We start from the raw sequence: 19,487 nt of genomic DNA, 5'->3' as shown, positions 1-19,487 counted from the left end.
CCGTGAGGGACGCCTGGTCAGGCGTTAGGGTCCGCGGGTGACCGATGCATCCCACCCCCGCCCGTCGGACCCGTCCGTCCACGATCCCGTACGGGATCCGTGGCGGGCTGCCATGCGCCGTGCCCTGGACGAGGCCGACCGTGCCGCGGCGGCCGGCGACGTGCCGGTCGGCGCCCTCGTCCTGGGCCCGGACGGCGGCGTGCTCGCCACGGGCCACAACGAACGCGAGGCGACGGGCGACCCCACCGCCCACGCCGAGGTGCTGGCGCTGCGCCGGGCCGCTGCGGCGCTCGGCGCGTGGCGGCTGTCCGGCTGCACCCTGGTCGTGACCCTGGAGCCCTGCACGATGTGCGCGGGCGCCCTGGTGCAGGCCCGGGTGGGCCGGGTCGTCTACGGCGCCCGGGACGAGAAGGCCGGAGCGGCCGGCTCGCTCTGGGACCTCGTACGCGACCGCCGGCTCAACCACCGCCCCGAGGTGATCCACGGCGTCCTGGAGGCCGACTGCGCGGCCCGGCTGACCTCCTTCTTCCGCCACCGCTGACCTGCGTTCCCCGGGCGACGGGGGCCTTCCGGCGGCCGCACGGCAGCCGCCCGGGGAATCGGATTTCGGCGGACGGCCGAGATGGTCTAAGCTCTCTCTCGGTAGCGTGTCCGAGCGGCCGAAGGAGCTCGCCTCGAAAGCGAGTGTGGGGAAACTCACCGAGGGTTCAAATCCCTCCGCTACCGCCAGCAACGCGAAGGGCCCGGTCCATCAGGACCGGGCCCTTCGCGTTCTTGCGTACGGGAATCGACCCGCGGGGGTCAGGTCGGGGGGAGCGGCATCGGGGGGACAAGCCGCTCCCCCCGATGAGAACAGGTCCGCCGGCGTCCGTCGCGGTCGGGGGAGGCCGGGACGGACACCCCACAGTGGGGCCTGTTCCTCGCCCTGCGGATTCCTGCCAGGTCCGCCGGGCTCGTTGTCCATCCTGGCGCGCGGAGCCGGGCACGGGGGGCGACGAAGGGCCCCGATGCGGGGGCCGATGGTCCCTAAAGACCGGGTGAGTGATCGAAACAACCCCGGTGGATCCGGTCAGGTGTACGGATAGACTCCGCCCGACTGCACAGGGGATCGAAGGGGAGTCAGGGGCTGATGGTGGAAGTCAAGAAGATAGCCCTCTACGCGATCGTCGTCTTCGTGCTGTACACGATCATCAACTCCCCCGAACGGGCCGCGGACCTGGTCCAGGTAGGGTTCGAAGGCGTTTCCAACGCCGCTCAGGGCGTCGGCGACTTCATGTCCGAGCTGGTGAAGTAGGAGCCCCCCGATGATCCGCCACCTGGTGCTGTTCAAGCTGAACGAGGGCGTCGAGCGGGACGAGCCCCGGGTCGTGGCGGCCGCGCGGGCCTTCGCGGAGCTGGGGGACAAGGTGCCGGGGCTGGAGTTCTGGGAGTGCGCCTGGAACATCACCGACCGGCCGATCGCGTACGACTTCGCCATCAACTCCGCCGTCGCGGACGAGGCCGCGCTCAAGAGCTACCTGGAGCATCCGGACCACCAGGCCGCCGCCGGTCAGTGGCGCGAGTTCGCCACCTGGGTGATCGCCGACTACCCGTTCTGACGCCATCGGCCCTGCGAGCCCCCCACCACAGCGGTGAGGGGCTTTTCTTTGTGTTTAAACCGTTGTGCGGTCAACACGGCGCTATGGGGTGCTTGCACATAGTGGACCTGTCTTGTGATGCTATGACCGCTTTTGACGGATGAGTTGACCGATGTTGACCACTGAGTCGACCGCAGAGGGGTGGCGTCACCGTGCCGGCCAGTACAGCGCCTCAAGTGCCTCCCCAGAGCGCCCAGACGCCCGAGGGCGCCACCACCCCCGCCCGCAGCCGGGGGGCCGACACCCGGGCCCTCACCCAGGTCCTGTTCGGCCGGCTCCAGGGGCTGGAGCCGGGCAGCGCGGAGCACGGGCGGGTGCGGGCCGCCCTGATCGAGGCCAACCTGCCGCTGGTGCGGTACGCGGCGGCCCGGTTCCGCAGCCGCAACGAGCCGATGGAGGACGTCGTCCAGGTCGGGACCATCGGCCTGATCAACGCCATCGACCGCTTCGACCCCGAACGCGGCGTCCAGTTCCCCACCTTCGCGATGCCCACCGTCGTCGGTGAGATCAAGCGCTACTTCCGCGACAACGTGCGCACCGTCCACGTGCCGCGCCGGCTGCACGAGCTGTGGGTCCAGGTCACCGGCGCCACCGAGGACCTGACGACCGCTCACGGCCGCTCCCCCACCACGGCCGAGATCGCCGAGCGGCTGAAGATCTCCGAGGACGAGGTGCTCGCCTGCATCGAGGCCGGACGCTCGTACCACGCGACCTCCCTCGAAGCCGCCCAGGAAGGCGACGGACTGCCCGGACTCCTCGACCGGCTCGGCTACGAGGACCCCGCACTCGCCGGCGTCGAGCACCGCGATCTGGTCCGCCACCTCCTCGTACAGCTGCCCGAACGCGAGCAGCGGATCCTGCTGCTGCGCTACTACAGCAATCTGACGCAGTCCCAGATCAGTGCCGAACTCGGAGTCTCCCAGATGCATGTGTCAAGACTTCTGGCCCGAAGTTTTGCCCGACTCCGCTCCGCAAACAGGATCGAGGCGTAGCTAGAACGGGTAGACCGTTCCTGGAGCCCGCAGGCGGTCCGAAACGCCGCACACCCCTTGTTAACTGCGCAGACTCCCCCTTGACTTGTCGACATGTCACTACAGCGTGTTGCCGACATGTGACATTCTGCGGGAACCGCGTTTGCCGCAGCCTCCCCTCCGGTATTCAGGTGGAGGCAGCGTTCCTCCGATGGTCGCGGCCACCGCGACCGTCCGCGACCTCAAGGGGGTGGCATGTCCGCAGAACAGGGCAGCTCGAAGGTGCTCACGCTCACCAAGAGCGCACCCGCACCCGTTGCGCTCACCAGCTCGTCGGAAGCCATCGACACCCGTACGCTGTCCCGCTCGCTGTTCCTGCGGCTGGCCGCGCTGGGGCCCGCCCCGGGGCCCGACGGCGTGGACAGCCCGGAGCGCGCCTATGTGCGGGACACGCTCATCGAGCTCAACCTGCCCCTGGTGCGCTACGCCGCCGCCCGGTTCCGCAGCCGCAACGAGCCGATGGAGGACATCGTCCAGGTCGGCACCATCGGCCTGATCAAGGCGATCGACCGGTTCGACTGCGAACGCGGCGTGGAGTTCCCGACGTTCGCGATGCCCACCGTCGTCGGTGAGATCAAGCGGTTCTTCCGCGACACCTCCTGGTCGGTGCGGGTGCCGCGCCGGCTCCAGGAGCTGCGGCTCGCCCTCACCAAGACCAGCGACGAGCTGTCCCAGAAGCTCGACCGCTCGCCGACCGTGCCGGAGCTGGCCAAGGCGCTCGGCGTCTCCGAGGAGGAGGTCGTCGACGGCCTCGCCGTCGGCAACGCCTACACCGCCTCCTCGCTCGACTCGCCCTCCCCGGAGGACGACGGCGGCGAGGGCTCGCTCGCGGACCGGCTGGGGTACGAGGACGCGGCGCTGGAGGGCGTCGAGTACCGCGAGTCCCTCAAGCCGCTGCTCGCCAAGCTCCCCGCCCGGGAGCGGCAGATCATCATGCTCCGCTTCTTCGCCAACATGACCCAGTCGCAGATCGGCGAGGAGGTCGGCATCTCCCAGATGCACGTCTCCCGACTGCTCACCCGCACCCTCGCCCAGCTCAGGGAAGGGCTGATCGCCGACTGACCGGCGTCCGTCCGGCCGCCCGCGAGGGGCGGGGGGTTTCTCATTGACGGCCCGTCAGACACACTGGGCTGATGCGACGTCAGATATTCGGTCCGTCCGGCCGCCGGGGCACCGCGCTCGTCGCCTCGGCGGCCGTGCTGTGCCTGGGCGGCACCCTGACGGCCTGCGGTGACGGGAAGGGCGGCGACGGCTACGCGGCGGTCGGCGCGGCCGGAGCGGGCGGCGGAAAGCCGTCCCCGGGCGCGGGTGCGCCCTCGGGCAGGATCACGCTGATCCCACTGGACGGCGAGCGCGCGGACGGCGGGGGCCCGGACCCCTCGGGGAGCGCCGGCGGTACGGGGCGGGCGGACGGCGGCACGGCCGCCTCCGGGGGCGCGGGCGGGCCCGGAGGGGGTTCCGCGCGGTCCGGCGGGCCCGGTGGTCCGGGCGGAGGCGCGTCGGGGGCGGGCGGGGCGTCCGGGGCGTCCGGGGCGTCCGGGACAGGAGGATCCGGGAGCGGCTCCGTTGGCGGCACCGGCCCCTCGGGCGGCGGTTCCGGGGATTCGGGTGGTTCGGGTGGTGGCGGCGGTTCCACTGGCGGCGATGGTGGCGGTGGGGACGGTGGTTCCTCGCCGTCCGCGCCCGGACCCGCCGCGTTGGAGGTCGGGGAGCCGGTGCGGGCCGCCGCCGGGGAGCGCTGGTGCGAGAAGGTCACCGTCGAGTTCCGCAACAGGGGCGGCACGGCGGTCCGCTCGGGCACCGTCACCTTCGCCACGCACATCGTCGGCGGGCTGGGCATCGACTGGGCGACCCGGGAATCGACGGCGCCGCTCCCCGCACCGATCGGCGCGGGAGCGGCGCGTAAAGAGACGTACACGGTCTGCGTGGACGCCTGGCGGGTGCCCCTGGGTATGCGGATCGAGACCCGGGACGTGACCGCCGACTGGACGTGACGGAGGAAGGGCGGCGACCGGGCGGTCAGCCGAGGGCGAGCCAGGCGACGGCGCCGAGCACGACGATCACGGCGACGACGGCGGCGATCAGCCCGGTCCGCGGTCCGGACGACGGGGCGACGGTCTGCTGCCGGCGCTGCGGCTCGCCCTCGTCGACGAAGGCGCGGAACATCTGGGTGCTGCCCGCCGGGTCGTAGTTGCCCTCGGGGCCCTGCGGGGCGTGGGGATTGTGTGCCATGGGCCAGGACACTAGCGAACTCGGCGGTACGACCCAACCCCCGGGGCCACACGGGAGAGAGAAGGGGAGTATCTTCTTCCGGCTCCCGAGGCGGCTCCCGAGGCGGCTCCCGAGGCGGCTCCCGACGCGGCTGGTGACGCGGCTCCCGGCGCGACCGACGACCGGTCCTCGGCCGAACCCCGGACCGCCCCGGCCCCGTCACACGAGTGGCGCACGCCACATCCGCCTCCCCCGCACCGCACACGCTGCGCGTTTGACCGACGCCCTACGGAGCCTTTTGCGTTCCTTTACTTCTGCAAGCCCGTTTTCGTTTGCCTGCAGCAACCAACGGCTTCTATGGTTGCCCTAAGCAACAAGATGGCGCATGGAGAAGTCCGGAGGTCCCGTGGCCGCACGAGGTGGGTACGAGGAACTGGCCCGGCAGCTCAGCGCCATCGGGGCCGTGAAACGCGGGCTCGGACGCATCCTCCCGGCGGAGTGCCCGGCGGGATCCGCGGCCGTTCTGACCCTGCTGAACCAGCACGGTGAGATACGGATCAGCAGGCTGGCCGAACTGCTCGACGTCGACATGTCGGTGACCAGCCGGCACGTCGCCCATGTCGCGGAACGCGGCTGGATCGAGCGGTCCCCGGACCCCGCGGACAAGCGCTCCCGGATACTGCGGCTGACCCCCGCCGGCCTGGGTGTGCTCGCCGACCTGAACGCGCGGACCACCGAGATGTTCGCCCACCACCTCCAGGACTGGTCCGACGACGAGGTCGGACAGCTCAACACGCTGCTGGCCCGGCTGCGCGACAGCTTCTCCTGTCGCGGCTCCGGCGGGTGCGCCCCCGGACGGCACAGCGGCGACTGCCGCAACCGGCAGTCGGACAGCGACGGCTCGTACACCCGTACACCCGTGTAACAGAAGCAAAGACAAGGAACTCAATGGCTACGACCACACCAAGCGGTGTGCGGGGCGGCCACGCCAAGCACGGAGGACACGCGTCCTCCGACGGCGCGCCGATGACACACCGGCAGATCATGGAAGCGCTCGCCGGGCTCATGCTCGGCATGTTCGTCGCGATCCTGTCGTCGACCGTCGTCTCCAACGCCCTTCCGGAGATCATCTCCGACCTGGGCGGCGGGCAGAGCGCGTACACCTGGGTCGTCACGGCCTCACTGCTGGCCATGACGGCGACCACCCCGCTATGGGGCAAGCTCGCCGACCTGTTCAGCAAGAAGCTGCTGGTCCAGATATCCCTGGTCATCTACGTCGCGGGCTCGGTCGTCGCCGGTATGTCGACCAGCAGCGGCATGCTGATCATCTGCCGCGTGGTCCAGGGCATCGGCGTCGGCGGTCTCTCCGCCCTCGCCCAGATCGTGATGGCCGCGATGATCGCCCCGCGCGAGCGCGGTCGCTACAGCGGCTACATCGGCGCGGTCTTCGCCGTCGCCACCGTCGGCGGCCCGCTGCTCGGCGGTGTCATCACCGACACCAGCTGGCTCGGCTGGCGCTGGTGCTTCTACGTCGGCGTGCCCTTCGCCGTCATCGCCCTGATCGTGCTCCAGAAGACCCTGAAGCTCCCCGTGGTCAAGCGGGACGTCAAGGTCGACTGGACCGGTGCCTTCTTCATCAGCGCCGCCGTCTCCCTGCTGCTCCTCTGGGTCACCTTCGCGGGCGACAAGTACGACTGGCTGTCCTGGCAGACCGGCGTGATGCTGGCCGGTTCGGTGGTGCTCACGCTGCTCTTCGTCTTCACCGAGTCCCGGGCCAGCGAGCCGATCATCCCGCTGCGCCTCTTCCGCAACCGGACGATCACCCTCGCCTCGCTCGCCTCGCTGTTCGTCGGCATCGCGATGTTCGCCGGCACCGTCTTCTTCAGCCAGTACTTCCAGCTGGCGCGCGGCAAGTCGCCGACGATGTCCGGTGTGATGACGATCCCGATGATCGGCGGTCTGTTCCTCTCCTCGACCATCTCGGGCCAGATCATCACCAAGACGGGCCGCTGGAAGGCCTGGCTGGTCAGCGGTGGCTTCCTGGTCACGGCCGGACTCGGGCTGCTCGGCACGATCCGCTACGACACGACGTACTGGCACATCGGCGTCTTCATGTTCGTCATGGGTCTCGGCATCGGCATGATGATGCAGAACCTGGTGCTCGCCACGCAGAACCAGGTGGACCCCTCGGACCTCGGCTCCGCCAGCTCCGTCGTCACCTTCTTCCGTTCGCTCGGTGGTGCCATCGGGGTCTCGGCCCTGGGCGCCGTCATGGCGAACCGCGTCACCCACTACGTCAAGGAAGGGCTCGCCGACCTCGGCCCGCAGGGCGCGGCCCTCGGCCACGGCGGCACCGGCGGCGGGGGCATCCCCGACCTGGACAAGCTGCCCGCTCCCTTCCGTACGGTCATGGAGGCCGCGTACGGCCACGGCGTCGGCGACGTCTTCCTGTACGCCGCTCCGGCCGCGCTGGTCGCCTTCCTGATCACGCTCTTCATCAAGGAGGTCGCGCTCAAGACGAACGCGGTCAGCGAGGTCCCGGCCGAGACCAAGGCCGAGGCCACCGCCCCGGTCGAGGCCGCGGTCCTGGCCGAGGTCCCGTCCGGTGCGGCCGCGGCGGTCGCCGAGGGCGCGGCGGGCGTCACCGCCGTCGACACCCTGGAGGAGACCGCCCCCGCGGCCACCACCGAGGGCACCGCCGTCCGCGGTGTGGTGCGCGGGGCCGAGGGCACGCCCGTCGCCCAGGCCGCCGTCACCCTGATCTCGCTCGGCGGCCGGCAGCTCGGCATCTCGGTCGCGCAGGCCGACGGCTCGTACGCGGTCGACGCCCCGGGCGCCGGCAGCTACGTCCTGATCGCCTCCGCCGACGGTTTCCAGCCGCAGGCATCCACCGTGGTCGTCGGGGACGAGCCGCTCGCGTTCGACATCCTGCTGGCCGGCACCAGTGGCCTGGCCGGGACCGTGCGGTCCGCCGACGGCGACTCCCCGATCGAGGACGCCATGGTCGTCGTGACCGATGTGCGCGGCGACGTGCTGGCCACCGGCACGTCCGGTGAGAGCGGCGAGTTCGCCTTCGGCGAGCTGGTCCCCGGCACGGTGACCGTCGCGGTCAACGCGGCCGGCTACCGCCCGCTGGCCCTGCCGGTCGAGGTCGGCGGCCAGGGCGTCACCCGGATCGAGGCCGCGCTCCAGTCCGGTGCGCTGGTCCAGGGCGTGGTGCGGGCCGGTACGGACCGCCGTCCGCTGGCCGACGCCCGGGTCACCCTGGTCGACGCGGCCGGCAACGTGATCGCCACCTCGACGACCGGGGCGGACGGGGCGTACGCCTTCACCGACCTGGACGCGGGCGAGTACTCGGTCGTCGCGACCGGCTACCCGCCGGTGGCCGACTCCCTGACCGTGGCCGGCGAGGGAGTCGACGGCCACGACATCGAGCTCGCCCACCCGGGCGAGTGAGCCGTCCGGGCAGCGGCCCGGACGCGCAGGACCCCTGGCGGGACGGCACTTCGAGCGGAGAGGCCGTTCCGGCCGGCGGAAAATGGGCCCCGGCGGTGGGGACGGCAGGCAGGGGACGGCCTGCCGCCCCCGCCCCGGGGCCCGACTCATGGAGTGCCCCTGTCGGTGAACCGGCGGGCGACTCGTGGAGTGCATCCCCCCGGGGAACCGATGGGGGGAGCGACTCGTGGAGCGGTCCTCCCGGAACCGGGTGGAACCGGCTGGGGGGCTCAGGGAGTGCTCCCTCCGGGGACGGGCGGGGGCTCATGGAGTGCTCCCTCCGGGGACGGGCGGGGCACGAGCAAGGAAAGAGAGAACGGGATGGGACTTCGCGCACAGGTACGCACCCGGGACGGCTGGGCGGTCCAGCACGCCGTCGTGACGGTCACCGACATGACCGGGACGCAGGTGCTGCGGGCCGCCGCCGACGAGGACGGGGCGGTGCGCGCCGACACCCCGCTGCCGGCCGGCGCGTACACCGTGATCGTCACCGCGGTCGGGTACGCCCCGGCCGCCTCCACCGCCCTCGTCACGGCGAGCGGCACCGTGGAGACCGGCACGGTGGTGCTGGCCCGGCAGGGCGGGGTGGAGCTGCCGCCGCCCGGCGCCTGGTCGCTGGACCCCGCGCACTGCACGGTGGGCGCGGTCGCGCAGCACCTGGGGATCTCCAGCGTGCGCGGCCGGTTCACCGAGTTCAGCGGCCGGATCGAGATCACCGAGGACATCGAGCACTCCCGGGTGGAGGCCGTCATCGACGCGGCGAGCATCGACACCGGCAACGGCATGCGCGACAAGCACCTGCGCTCGCCGGACTTCCTCGACACCGAGCGGTTCCCGCAGATCACCTACCGCTCGTCCGGGCTCACCCCGGCGGGCCCGGACCGCTGGACCGTGCACGGCACGCTGTCGCTGCACGGCGTGGAGCGCCCCGTCGACCTGGACCTCAGCTACCTCGGCACCGGCCCCGACCCGTGGGGCGGCGTGCGCGCCGCGTTCAACGCGACGGCGGAGCTGCGCCGCGAGGACTTCGCGATGAACTACAACCAGGTGGTCCAGGCGGGCATTTCGGCGATCGGCACCACGCTGCGGGTCGAGCTGGACATCCAGGCCGTGCAGGGGGAGACCCTGCCGGCCACCTGAGCGGACGGGACAGGACGGGACGGGGCCGGGCATCGAGGGCGGCGCGGGGCCGCCATCGGGATTCCGGCCCGCCCCGGACGTAGGGTCGGTTCCATGGCATCCACCATCGCGACCAACACCGCCGTGGGACTCGACGAGTTGCTGGCCTTCGTTCGGCCCCGGCACCGGGCGGTCCTGCTGACCACCCGCTCCGACGGGCGCCCCCAGGGCTCCCCGCTCACCTGCGGCGTCGACGACTCCGGCCGGATCGTCGTCTCCACCTACCCGGAGCGGGCCAAGACCCGCAACGCCAAGCGGGACGAGCGGGTCAGCGTGATCGTCCTGTCGGACGAGTGGGACGGGCCCTGGGTCCAGATCGACGGCACGGCCGAGGTGATCGACGCGCCGGACTCCGTCGAGCCGCTCGTGGAGTACTTCCGGAACATCTCGGGCGAGCACCCGGACTGGGACGAGTACCGGGCGGCCATGATCAAGCAGGGCAAGTCGATCATCCGGATCACCCCCGAGCGCTGGGGCCCCGTCGCCACCGGCGGCTTCCCCGCCCGTCTGGCCCCGGGCAGCTGACGCCGTGCCCGCCCCGCTCCCCCGCCCTGCCCCGTCCGTCCCCCTCCCCGGCCCCGGTGTGCTCGACCGTGCCCGGCTGCTGGCCGGTCCCGAGGTCGGGCCCGGGGTGGCTGCCGCCCTGGAGCGGGCCGCCGGGCGCCCGGTGGAGCGCGGCGGCGCGCCGGACGGCGAACCGTACGTGTACGTGGGGGCGACGCTCCCCGAGGCGCTGCGCGGAGACGGGCTGGTCTGGTTCCACAGCGTCAACGCCGGTACGGACGCGCTGCTGGGCGCCGGTCCGTGGCCGCCGGGCGCGCTGCTGACCCGGACGGTGGGCCTGATGGGCGAGCGGATCGCGCAGTACGTGCTCGCCTGGGTGCTGGCCGAGTGCCAGTCCGTTCCGGAGTTCGCCGCGCAGCACGCGCGGGCCGCATGGCGCCGCATCCCCTCCGAACTCGCCGCCGGGCAGACCGCCGTGATCCACGGCACCGGCCGCATCGGCTCGGCCGTCGCCGGGCTGCTGCGGGCCTGCGGTATCCGCACGGTGGGGGTGGTCCGCACCCCGCGCGCGGCGCCGCCCGGCTTCGACGCCACCGCCGCGCCGGACGAACCGGTCGACGCCCGCTGGGTGGTGGCCGCGCTGCCGCTGACGGCGGGGACGGACGGGTACTTCGGGGCGGACCGGTTCGCGGCGATGGGCGGGGCGACCTTCGTCAACGTGGGACGCGGCGCGACCGTGGACCTGGACGCGCTGGCGGCGGCGCTGCGCGCGGGCACGGTGGGGCGCGCGGTCCTCGACGTCCTGCCGGACGAACCCGCGCCGCCGGACCACCCCTGCTGGCGGCTGCCCCGTACGGTCGTCACCTCGCACTCGGCGGGCATCACGGCGGACGAGGACGTGATCACGGACTTCACCGCCTGCCTGCGCGAGCTGCGCGCGGGGCGGGTCCCGGCGCTGGCGGTGGAGCCGGGGCGGGGGTACTGATCCGGGCGGAGGGCGCTGATCTGGCGCAAGAGCACCCATGTGGGACGAGAGCACCCATCCGGGATGAGAGCACCTAGCCCTAGCGAGAGCCCCCATCCGGGACGAGATCACCGAATCGCGATGAGACCGTTGATCCGGTACGAGAGCACTGATCTGCGGCGAGGGCGCCCATCCCCGGCCGTGCAGCGGCCGCTACGCGTGCCGGGCGCGCATCGCGTCGATGCCCGCGATCAGCAGGTCGAGGGCGAAGGTGAAGTCCCGTTCGTACATCTCCTCCACGGTGGCACCGCCCCGGGCCGCGATGAGGCCCTGGACGCCCTCGACGGCCGGGCCGAGCTGCGGCTGGTCGCGGACGGCGGCCATCGCCCGCCGGAACCAGGCGTCCTTGCTGAGTCCGGCCTCGGCACTGCGCTGCCCGAACCGGCCCTCGACCGTGCCGAATCCGTACACGAACTGGAAGACGGCCGAGAGCGCACCCGCCTGCCGCTCGCGGGGCAGGCCGGTGGCGCCGATGACGTCCTGGACGGCGTGGGACATCCGGGTCGCGTGCGGGCCGCAGTTGAGGAAGGTGCCGGCCAGCGGGGAGACCCAGACGTGCCGGACGAGGAGCCCCCGGTAGGCCCGTGCCAGGGCGCGCAGCCGGGTTTCCCAGGGGGCGTCCGGGGGCGGGGCGGCGATCTCGCCGTAGACCCGGTCGAGGGCCAGCTCCAGCAGGTCGTCCTTGGTGTCCACGTACCAGTAGAGGGACATCGCCGTGACGTCCAGCCGGGCGGCGAGCCGGCGCATGGAGAGCTTTGCCAGGCCCTCGGCGTCCAGCAGCCGGACCGTGGCCTCGGTGATCCTGTCCCGGTCGAGCCCGGCGGGGCGGGCGGTCCTGCGGGCGCGCGGGGGCGGCCGGTGGGTCAGCCACACGCTGGTACGGGCGGGGTCCTTCGCGCGGTCGGCCGCGGACACCATGGCGCACTCCTCGTCTCACCGGCGGAACGCACCGGCGGCGCGCTCCGCCCAACAAGCGGAGCAGTATGGTCCGGTACGTCCCCGATGCTATGCCGCCGCGGCTGCCGTGACCGGCCCGTGCCGATTCTCCTGTACACCACACGGTCATGTCGCGGCGGTGTCCGGCGCGGACGCGCGCGGTACGGTGCGGCGGTCGCTGTTCCGACAAGGACTGGAGTGGTATGTCACTGCGTCGTCGTACGGTGGAAGTCCTGGTGGCCGCAGGTCTGTTGGGGGCCGCGCTCGCGCCGCCCGCGAGCGCGGCCGGGGACGGTCCGGGGCGGTCCGTGCCCCTGCGCGTGGCCACGTACAACATCCATGCGGGGGCCGGCATGGACAACGTCTTCGATCTGGACCGGCAGGTGGCCGCGCTCCGCGCGCTCGACGCGGATGTGATCGGGCTGCAGGAGGTCGACGTCCACTGGGGCGACCGCAGCGGGAACCGGGACCTGGCGGCGGAGCTGGCCGAACGGCTGGGCATGCACGTGTCGTTCGCCCCGATCTACAGCTTCGACCCGGTGGTGGAGGGCGGTCCCCGGCGCGAGTTCGGCGTCGCCGTGCTGTCCCGGTACCGGATCGTGAGCGCCGAGAACCACGAGGTGACCCGGCTCTCCACGCAGGACCCGAACCCGGTCCCGGCGCCCGCGCCCGGCTTCGGGGAAGTGGTGCTCCGGGTGCGCGGGCTGCCGGTCCATGTGTACGCGACGCATCTCGACTACCGGGGCGACCCGTCGGTCCGCACCGCCCAGGTCGCCGACACCCGCCGGATCATGGCCGAGGACCGGGCGGGGGCACGGGGGCCGGTGCGGCAGATCCTGCTCGGCGACTTCAACGCCGCGCCCACCGCGCCGGAACTGGCCCCGCTCTGGCAGGAGCTGACCGACGTCGAGCCGGGCGCGCCCACGTTCCCGGCGCGGAATCCGGTGCAGCGCATCGACTACGTGGCGGTGTCGAAGGACACCGTGCGGGCGCGCGGCGCGGCGGTGCCCGAGACGCTCGCCTCGGACCACCGCCCCGTCGTCGCGGACCTGGTGCTGCGGCGCTGAGCCCGGCCGGCTGACTCCTGTTCTCAGCCGCTCTTGGGCTGGGTCAGGTCGTAGAACGTGGCGCTGCCGACCGTCACCTCGGTGAAGTTCTCCTTGACCCAGGAGGAGATCTCCGAGGAGCTGCCACTGCCGCCCATGCCTCCGCCGCCGCCCATGCCGCCGGAGACGAAGTAGTGGATGCGGCCGTCCCCGACGTACTTCTTGAACTGGGAGAGCGTCGGGGACGGGTCGCTGCCGTTGAAGCCGCCGATCGCCATGACGGGGTCGCCGGTGGCGAGCTGGTAACTGGCCGCGTTCTGGGAGCCGATGGCGGCGGCGGCCCAGGTGTAGTCCTCCGCGTCCTTCTCCAGCAGCTTCTCGGCCTCGGAGCCGACGGACGCGCCGTTGAGCAGACCGCCCATGCCGCCTCCCGTACCGCCTCCGCCGAAGCCCTCTCCGAAGCCCGTGCCGCCGGTCATGCCGGGCGGGAGGCCGGTCCGGCCCTGGCCTTGGGCTTGGCCTTGCCCCTGGCCCTGGTTCTGGCCTTGGCTCTGCCCCTGGTTCTGGCCGGGCGGGGTGCCGGTCGGGGGCATGCCCATGCCGCCGCCCTGCTGGGTGCCCTGGCCGCCCGGGGGCCGCATGCCGCCCCTGCCTCCTGCGCCGCCGCCGCCGGGGCCGCCGCCCGGCCCGCCCATGCCGCCGCCGGAGGGGCCGGCGGTGACGATGGAGCCCTGGTGGCCGGTGTCGAGAGTGCTCAGGCTGTACGCCGTCGGGGCGGCGAGGGACGCGGCGAGGCCGACGCCGACGGTGAGCAGGGCCAGCCGGCGGCCCAGGTGGGACACGAAGAGCAGGCCCAGCGCGGCGAGGAGTCCGGCCACGAGCACGGTGGGCCGCAGCCAGGGCAGGTAGTCGGGGGTGCGGCCGAGGAGCACGTACGCCCAGCACGCCGTGGCGACCGAGCTCGCGGCAAGGGTCCCGGCGGCCCACCAGCGCGCTCGTTCCTCCCAGAGGACGGTGGTGCCCATGCCGATGAGCGCGGCCAGATACGGGGCCAGGGCCACCGTGTAGTACTGGTGGAAGATGCCCGCCATGAAGCTGAAGACGAGGGCCGTCATCAGCAGCGAGCCGCCCCAGGCGAGGAACGCCGCCCGTGCGGTGTCCGCCCGCCCGGCCCGCCGGGTCAGCCGGACGCCCGCGACGAGCAGGATCAGCGCGGCGGGCAGCAGCCAGGAGATCTGGCCGCCGATCTCGGAGTTGAACATCCGGGTGAGGCCGGTCTCGCCCCACTGGCCGCCGGAGCCGCCGCCCGGACCGCCTCCGCCGCCGACGCTTCCGGTCTCGTCGCCGTTGATGCGGCCGAGCCCGTTGTAGCCGAAGGTCAGCTCCAGGAAGGAGTTGTTCTGCGAACCGCCGATGTACGGGCGGGAGGACGCGGGCCACAGTTCGACGATCGCCACCCACCAGCCGCCCGCGACGAGCACGGCCAGGGCCGACAGCCCGAGCTGGCCGAAGCGCCTGCGAACGGGGACGGGCGCGCACACCGCGTACAGCACGGCCAGCGGCGGCAGGATCAAGAACGCCTGGAGGGTCTTGGCCAGGAAGGCCAGCCCGACCGCGACGCCCGCCCAGACCAGCCACGTCGTGCGGCCGTGCTCCATCGCGCGCAGCACGCAGTAGACCGTGACGGTCATCAGCAGCGCGAGGAGCGCGTCCGGGTTGTTGAACCGGAACATCAGCGCGGCGACGGGCGTCAGCGCGAAGACCGCCACCGTGATCAGTCCGGCGGCGGCGCTGAACCGGCGGCGCACCGCCGCGTAGAGCACCCCGGCCGTCGCCGTGCCCATGAGCACCTGCGGGGCCAGGATCGCCCAGGAGCTGAGCCCGAACACCCGCACCGACAGGGCCATCGGCCAGAGCGTGGCCGGGGGCTTGTCGACGGTGATGGCGTTCGCCGCGTCCAGCGAGCCGAAGAAGAAGGCCTTCCAGCTGCGGCTGCCCGCCTGCGCGGCGGCCGAGTAGAAGGAGTTCGCGTAGCCGGAGGCGCTGAGGTTCCAGAAGTACGCCAGCGTGATCGCCAGCAGCAGCGCGAGAAGGGCCGGGCGCACCCAGGGGGCGTCCTCCTCCCGGCCGCGCCAGACGCGGCGGGGCAGGGAGGCACCGGTCCGTCCGCGCCCCGGGGGTGTGTCCGGCCGGGCGGCCGGCGCGTGAGCGGGGTCGAGCGTGGTCATCGGGCGTTCCTCGGGTCGGGTGCGGTTTCGGTGGCCGGGGGTGCGGGAACGGCGGCCGGGGGCGTCGCGGGGTGCTCGGGGTTTGCGCGGTCGGGGTCCGGGAAGACCGGCGCGGAGGTCGTGGTCGGAGCCGGGTTTCCCTCGTTCCGGTCCGGGAAGACCGCCCCGGACGTCGCCGCGTGTGCCGGGTTTCCCCGGTCGCGGTCCGGGAAGACCCAGGCGCGGAAGAGCAGGAAGCGCAGGACCGTCGCGGCGAGGTTGGCCGCGACGAGCACGGCGAGTTCGGTGGAGTGGGAGGGCGAGCCGGACGCGGCGCCCAGAGCCGCCAGCGAACCGCTGGTCAGGGCGAGGCCGATGGCGAAGACCACGAGGCCCTGCGCCTGGTGGCGGACGGCGCCGCCCCGGCCGCGTACGCCGAAGGTGAGCCTCCGGTTGGCGGCGGTGTTGGCGACGGCGGACACCAGCAGCGCACCGCCGTTGGCGAGTTGGGGGCCGGCACCGAGCCGGAAGAGGGAGTACAGGGCGAGGTAGAACAGGGTCGACAGGGCGCCGACCACACAGAAGCCGACGAGTTGCCGGGCCAGTCCGCCAGGGACGCCCCCGATCGCCCGGTCGCGCGGGTCGTCGCCGAAGGGGCGGGCCAGCCGGTCCAACGGGAGCGCGCCGACGGCCAACGCCCGCCCCACCCGCCACACGCCCTTCAGGTCCTCGGTGGCGGTGCGCACGATGTGGACGGTGGAGTCCGGGTCGTCGACCCAGTCGACGGGCACCTCGTGGATGCGCAGTCCGGCCCGCTCGGCCAGCACCAGCATCTCCGTGTCGAAGAACCACCCGGTGTCCTCGACCATCGGCAGCAGCCGCTGCGCGACGTCCCGCCGGATGGCCTTGAACCCGCACTGCGCGTCGCTGAACCGGGCGGCCAGCGACGACCGCAGGATGATGTTGTACGCCCGCGAGATGAACTCCCGCTTCGGCCCCCGCACCACGCGCGAACTGCGCGCCAGCCGGGAGCCGATCGCCAGGTCCGAGTGGCCGGAGATCAGCGGGGCGACGAGCGGGAGCAGGGCGTTCAGGTCGGTGGACAGGTCCACGTCCATGTACGCGAGGACCGGGGCGTCCGACCGCGACCACACCGTCCGCAGGGCCCGGCCCCGCCCCTTCTCCTCCAGCCGCCACGCCCGCACCCCGGGCAGCGAGCGCGCCAGCCGCCGCGCCACCTCGGGCGTCCGGTCGGTGCTGGCGTTGTCCGCGACCGTGATCCGGAAGGCGTACGGGAAGGTCCGCGCCAGATGGTCGTGGAGCCGCAGCACGCACGGTTCGAGGTCCTTCTCCTCGTTGTGGACGGGCACCACCACATCGAGCACGGGTGCGCCCGCCGCACCGCCCGCGCCGGCCAGGAGGTGGTCCCGGGCCGGCAAGGTGCTCCAGGGAGTTTCGGTTCGCATGCTGTCGACCGTCGCCAACCGCGCTGTCACGGGTGTGTGGCGTCGCTGTGGTGCGGCTGTGAGTGGTCCCGCGCCCGTCGAAGCGTGTGTGACGAGCACCACACGCACCGATGGCTCCCGGGGAGCAGCTTTCCGTGGCGCGGGGGCCGTCTGGGGGGTGGACAAGGCGCAAGGGCCTGTCTGCTCCGGCCCCCGAGGGGCCGGACGCCGGTGCTGTTCGACCCACAGGAGTTCATCGATGACATCTCTCGACTCGGCCCGCCGGAAGCGCGGTTGGCTTACCGGTGCCGTGTGCGCGGCCGTCCTCGCGACGGGTGCGGGCGTGGCGGTCGCCTCGTCCGTGAGCGCGGCGCCCCTCGCGGCCACTCCCGCCGTCGTCTCCCACCCCGCCGCCACCGCGACCGGCGCCGTGCGGGTGGTGACGCCGGGCGAACGGATCTCCGTCGCCGGCCGCACGCTGTGGCTCACGTCGAAGGGCCTGAACGTCGCCTCCGCGACCGCCCCGGCCACGCCGAGCGGTCTGCGGGTCGCGGAGGTGCTGCCCGGGAAGGTGGCCACGCTCAGTCAGGGCGACGCCTCCGGTGCACTCTGGGCCGGGATCTACCGGGGTCCGGTGACGTCGACGACGAAGGTCGCCCTCACGTTCGGGACCCGCACGCTCCAGGCCGAGGTCGTCACGCCGGCCGGCAAGCCCGGCTGGGGGGCGTACTACGTCTTCGACGCGAAGGGTGCGGCGGGCGTGAAGCCGTCGGTCAACGTCCGCAGCCAGTGACCGTTGCCGCTGCCGCGCCGGGGGGAGCGGCAGCGGCGACCACCGCCCCTCCTCCCGCCGCCCGCCCTCTTCCCCGCCGAGGTTCAGCCGTGACACACACCGAGGGAACACCGCAGGACGCCCCGACGCCGGACCTCGCCGTCCCCGGCGCGGCCGGATGAGCCGGGGACGGGACCGGGACGACGAGTTCCGGCTCTTCATGACGGCCCGGTGGCCCAGTCTGCTGCGTACGGCGTATCTGCTGACCGGCAGCCACCACGATGCCGAGGATCTGGCGCAGAACGCGTTCGCGCGCGCATACGTGAAGTGGGACCGGGTCCGGCACAGCGACGACATGGCCGCGTACGTACGGCAGATCATGGTCCACGCCCACGCCGACCGGTTCCGCCGGCGGGCCGTGCGCGAGTGGTTCACCGCCCGTCTGCCGGAGACCCCGGTGGCCGACCAGACCGCCCGTGTCGACAGCCGTGACGCGATCGTCGCCGCCCTGGGCCGGCTGCCGGCCCGGCAGCGGTCCGCGGTGGTGCTCTGCTACTTCGAGGACATGAGCCATGCCCAGGTGGCCGCGGCCCTGGGCGTCCGGACCAGCACCGTCCGCAGCCAGATCACCCGGGCCCTGGCCAGACTCCGGGAGGACGGCGTCCTGACCGCCCTGGCCCGGCACCCCGCCCCGCCCCCTCCCCCGCTCCGCCACCCCGTCCCGCAGAAGGGAGCCGTCCGATGAACCCCGACGACGACCTCGCCACCGCGCTCAAGCGGGCGGCCGCCGCCCTCCCGGTGGACCCCGCCCCCGTGGACACGGCCGTCCACCTGGGCCGCACCCTCCGCCGGCGCCGCCGTGCCGCCCTCTCCACGGCCCTGGCCGCAGCCGTCCTCGTCCCCGCCACCGCCCTCGGCGCCCTCTCCCTCACCCCCTCCGGCCCCGACGCCCCCGCACCCCCCGCCGCCTCCGCCCCGGCGTCCTCGCCCGTACGCGTCCTGGCCCCCGGGCAGAAGATCGCGCCAGGCCGCACCACCACGCTGTGGCTGACGGACCGGGGCCTGTTCCTGAGGGCCCCGAAGTCCTCCGCCGCCCCCACGCATCCGACCCTCGCCGTGGCCGACGTCCCCGAAGGCAGGATCACCGCCCTCTCGTTCGGAACCCCCTCCGGGGCCCTCCACGCCGGCGTCTACCGAGGCCCCGTCGACGGCGTCACGATCACCGTCACCGTTGCCGGCCGCACGCACCACGCGCGGCTCGTCACCCTGGCCGGCCACCCCGGCTGGACCGCCTTCTACGCCGACGCCCCCCGGCCGGAATCCGCGTCCACCCCCGACCTCGTCATCACGGCCCGCGCCGCCGACGGAACGGTGGTGGCGTCCCTGACCAAGGCGGCGGGCACCTAGGAGACATATCAAAGCGAACGGGCAGCGACCGGTTGCCCTCTCCGCGAGCGCCTACGCGGAGGCCCACCCCTCCGTATTCGCGTAGGACTCGTAGCTGTAGCGCGTGCCCCGGTCCCATTCCTCACCCGTGAGGGCCCTGTACGCCCTGTCGGGTACGTAGAGCAGCGCCTCGGCCCACACGAACTCCTCGGCGTACGGCCTGAACCGCTCGGGATCCCCCAGCACGCCCGCGAACTCCTCCCGGCCGGCCGCGACGACCGCCGCCCGGGTGTACAGGAACTGGTCCCCCGACAGCCCCTCCCCGAACTCCCTCCGGTCCAGCCTGTACAAGGCCCACGAAAGCTGCTCGGCAAAGCCGACGACGTCGGCCACGGGCCCCTTCCCGAGACGGGCCGCCAGCGCGGCGGCGAGCTCGTCCGCGTCGGGATCGGGGGCCGTGGGACGGCACGCTTCGATGAGCTGCCAGAAGTCGCGTTCGTTCATGCGGGAAGCATGGCGGACGGGTCTGACAAGCCCTCCCCATGATGCGGGCCGACGGACCGGGGGCTCTTCCTGACAGCCACGAAGTCCCCCGCGTCGCCCACGAAGCCGAC

The 19,487-nt window shown here is 73.0% G+C and carries 20 protein-coding genes and 1 tRNA gene; 16 read left to right on the top strand and 5 right to left on the bottom strand.

Annotated features, from left to right (window positions below; all coding sequences use genetic code 11):
- The first annotated feature begins 37 nt into the window (after positions 1 to 37).
- The 7 genes from tadA to ACWCXC_RS30475 all read left to right on the top strand — a co-directional run bounded on the left by tadA (position 38) and on the right by ACWCXC_RS30475 (position 4,662).
- On the top strand, positions 38 to 541 hold the full coding sequence (tadA, locus tag ACWCXC_RS30505) for a tRNA adenosine(34) deaminase TadA (RefSeq protein WP_450891127.1): 504 nt from the start codon (positions 38 to 40) through the stop codon (positions 539 to 541).
- 100 nt (positions 542 to 641) lie between these two features.
- A tRNA-Ser gene (locus tag ACWCXC_RS30500) sits at positions 642 to 729 on the top strand.
- Positions 730 to 1,129: 400 nt separating this feature from the next.
- Positions 1,130 to 1,294, top strand: coding sequence for a hypothetical protein (locus tag ACWCXC_RS30495; RefSeq protein WP_383631896.1), 165 nt, complete (start codon positions 1,130 to 1,132; stop codon positions 1,292 to 1,294).
- A 10-nt stretch (positions 1,295 to 1,304) separates the two neighbouring features.
- Positions 1,305 to 1,598, top strand: coding sequence for a Dabb family protein (locus ACWCXC_RS30490; RefSeq protein WP_450681770.1), 294 nt, complete (start codon positions 1,305 to 1,307; stop codon positions 1,596 to 1,598).
- 191 nt (positions 1,599 to 1,789) lie between these two features.
- A complete protein-coding gene (locus tag ACWCXC_RS30485) occupies positions 1,790 to 2,629 on the top strand; it encodes an RNA polymerase sigma factor SigF (RefSeq protein ID WP_450681769.1) in 840 nt (279 codons plus the stop codon).
- A gap of 234 nt (positions 2,630 to 2,863) precedes the next feature.
- Positions 2,864 to 3,730 (top strand): RNA polymerase sigma factor SigF, encoded by an 867-nt coding sequence (locus ACWCXC_RS30480; RefSeq protein WP_450681768.1) that lies wholly within the window; start codon positions 2,864 to 2,866, stop codon positions 3,728 to 3,730.
- Positions 3,731 to 3,801: 71 nt separating this feature from the next.
- On the top strand, positions 3,802 to 4,662 hold the full coding sequence (locus ACWCXC_RS30475; protein ID WP_450891126.1) for a hypothetical protein: 861 nt from the start codon (positions 3,802 to 3,804) through the stop codon (positions 4,660 to 4,662).
- Positions 4,663 to 4,687: 25 nt separating this feature from the next.
- Here ACWCXC_RS30475 and ACWCXC_RS30470 read toward each other — a convergent pair whose 3' ends face one another.
- Positions 4,688 to 4,900, bottom strand: coding sequence for a hypothetical protein (locus ACWCXC_RS30470; RefSeq protein WP_450681766.1), 213 nt, complete (start codon positions 4,898 to 4,900; stop codon positions 4,688 to 4,690).
- Between the two features lie 385 nt (positions 4,901 to 5,285).
- Between ACWCXC_RS30470 and ACWCXC_RS30465 the strand changes: the two genes are divergently transcribed.
- From ACWCXC_RS30465 to ACWCXC_RS30445, 5 genes are all read left to right on the top strand, one after another.
- A complete protein-coding gene (locus ACWCXC_RS30465; protein ID WP_450681765.1) occupies positions 5,286 to 5,804 on the top strand; it encodes a MarR family winged helix-turn-helix transcriptional regulator in 519 nt (172 codons plus the stop codon).
- A gap of 23 nt (positions 5,805 to 5,827) precedes the next feature.
- Entirely contained in the window at positions 5,828 to 8,335 is a 2,508-nt protein-coding gene (locus ACWCXC_RS30460; RefSeq protein ID WP_450891125.1) for an MFS transporter, read from the top strand.
- A 360-nt stretch (positions 8,336 to 8,695) separates the two neighbouring features.
- Positions 8,696 to 9,514: a YceI family protein gene (locus ACWCXC_RS30455; protein ID WP_450681763.1), complete on the top strand. Its 819-nt coding sequence runs from the start codon at positions 8,696 to 8,698 to the stop codon at positions 9,512 to 9,514.
- 93 nt (positions 9,515 to 9,607) lie between these two features.
- Positions 9,608 to 10,078, top strand: a complete 471-nt coding sequence (locus tag ACWCXC_RS30450; RefSeq protein ID WP_450681762.1) for a PPOX class F420-dependent oxidoreductase — start codon at positions 9,608 to 9,610, stop codon at positions 10,076 to 10,078.
- A 4-nt stretch (positions 10,079 to 10,082) separates the two neighbouring features.
- Positions 10,083 to 11,042 carry an NAD(P)-dependent oxidoreductase gene (locus ACWCXC_RS30445; protein ID WP_450681761.1) on the top strand — a complete coding sequence of 320 codons (960 nt, stop codon included), beginning with the start codon at positions 10,083 to 10,085 and terminating at the stop codon, positions 11,040 to 11,042.
- 192 nt (positions 11,043 to 11,234) lie between these two features.
- Here ACWCXC_RS30445 and ACWCXC_RS30440 read toward each other — a convergent pair whose 3' ends face one another.
- The gene (locus ACWCXC_RS30440) at positions 11,235 to 11,999 is read right to left on the bottom strand and encodes a TetR/AcrR family transcriptional regulator (RefSeq protein WP_450681760.1); all 765 of its coding nucleotides are present in this window, start codon (positions 11,997 to 11,999) and stop codon (positions 11,235 to 11,237) included.
- A 221-nt stretch (positions 12,000 to 12,220) separates the two neighbouring features.
- On the opposite strand from ACWCXC_RS30440, the gene ACWCXC_RS30435 reads away from it, so the two are divergent.
- Positions 12,221 to 13,084, top strand: a complete 864-nt coding sequence (locus tag ACWCXC_RS30435; RefSeq protein WP_450891124.1) for an endonuclease/exonuclease/phosphatase family protein — start codon at positions 12,221 to 12,223, stop codon at positions 13,082 to 13,084.
- 23 nt (positions 13,085 to 13,107) lie between these two features.
- On the opposite strand, the gene ACWCXC_RS30430 is transcribed toward ACWCXC_RS30435, so the two are convergent.
- On the bottom strand, positions 13,108 to 15,291 hold the full coding sequence (locus ACWCXC_RS30430) for an ArnT family glycosyltransferase (RefSeq protein WP_450681758.1): 2,184 nt from the start codon (positions 15,289 to 15,291) through the stop codon (positions 13,108 to 13,110).
- Complete coding sequence (locus tag ACWCXC_RS30425) at positions 15,288 to 16,736, bottom strand: glycosyltransferase (protein ID WP_450891123.1); 1,449 nt, start codon at positions 16,734 to 16,736, stop codon at positions 15,288 to 15,290. Before ACWCXC_RS30425 ends, ACWCXC_RS30430 begins: the two co-directional genes overlap by 4 nt.
- Before the next feature lie 238 nt (positions 16,737 to 16,974).
- Here ACWCXC_RS30425 and ACWCXC_RS30420 point away from each other — a divergent pair, with 238 nt between their 5' ends.
- The 3 genes from ACWCXC_RS30420 to ACWCXC_RS30410 all read left to right on the top strand — a co-directional run bounded on the left by ACWCXC_RS30420 (position 16,975) and on the right by ACWCXC_RS30410 (position 18,894).
- On the top strand, positions 16,975 to 17,508 hold the full coding sequence (locus ACWCXC_RS30420; RefSeq protein WP_450891122.1) for a hypothetical protein: 534 nt from the start codon (positions 16,975 to 16,977) through the stop codon (positions 17,506 to 17,508).
- 157 nt (positions 17,509 to 17,665) lie between these two features.
- Positions 17,666 to 18,232, top strand: coding sequence for a SigE family RNA polymerase sigma factor (locus ACWCXC_RS30415; protein WP_450891121.1), 567 nt, complete (start codon positions 17,666 to 17,668; stop codon positions 18,230 to 18,232).
- Positions 18,229 to 18,894, top strand: coding sequence for a hypothetical protein (locus ACWCXC_RS30410; RefSeq protein ID WP_450891120.1), 666 nt, complete (start codon positions 18,229 to 18,231; stop codon positions 18,892 to 18,894). The genes ACWCXC_RS30415 and ACWCXC_RS30410 overlap by 4 nt, the downstream gene beginning before the upstream one ends.
- Before the next feature lie 51 nt (positions 18,895 to 18,945).
- Here ACWCXC_RS30410 and ACWCXC_RS30405 read toward each other — a convergent pair whose 3' ends face one another.
- Positions 18,946 to 19,377, bottom strand: coding sequence for a DUF4240 domain-containing protein (locus ACWCXC_RS30405; protein WP_450891119.1), 432 nt, complete (start codon positions 19,375 to 19,377; stop codon positions 18,946 to 18,948).
- Positions 19,378 to 19,487: the final 110 nt, after the last annotated feature.

It is taken from the genome of Streptomyces sp. NPDC001515 (assembly GCF_053597115.1).
Note: the sequence above shows the minus strand (reverse complement) of the source record. Positions and strands in the feature narration are given on the sequence as shown.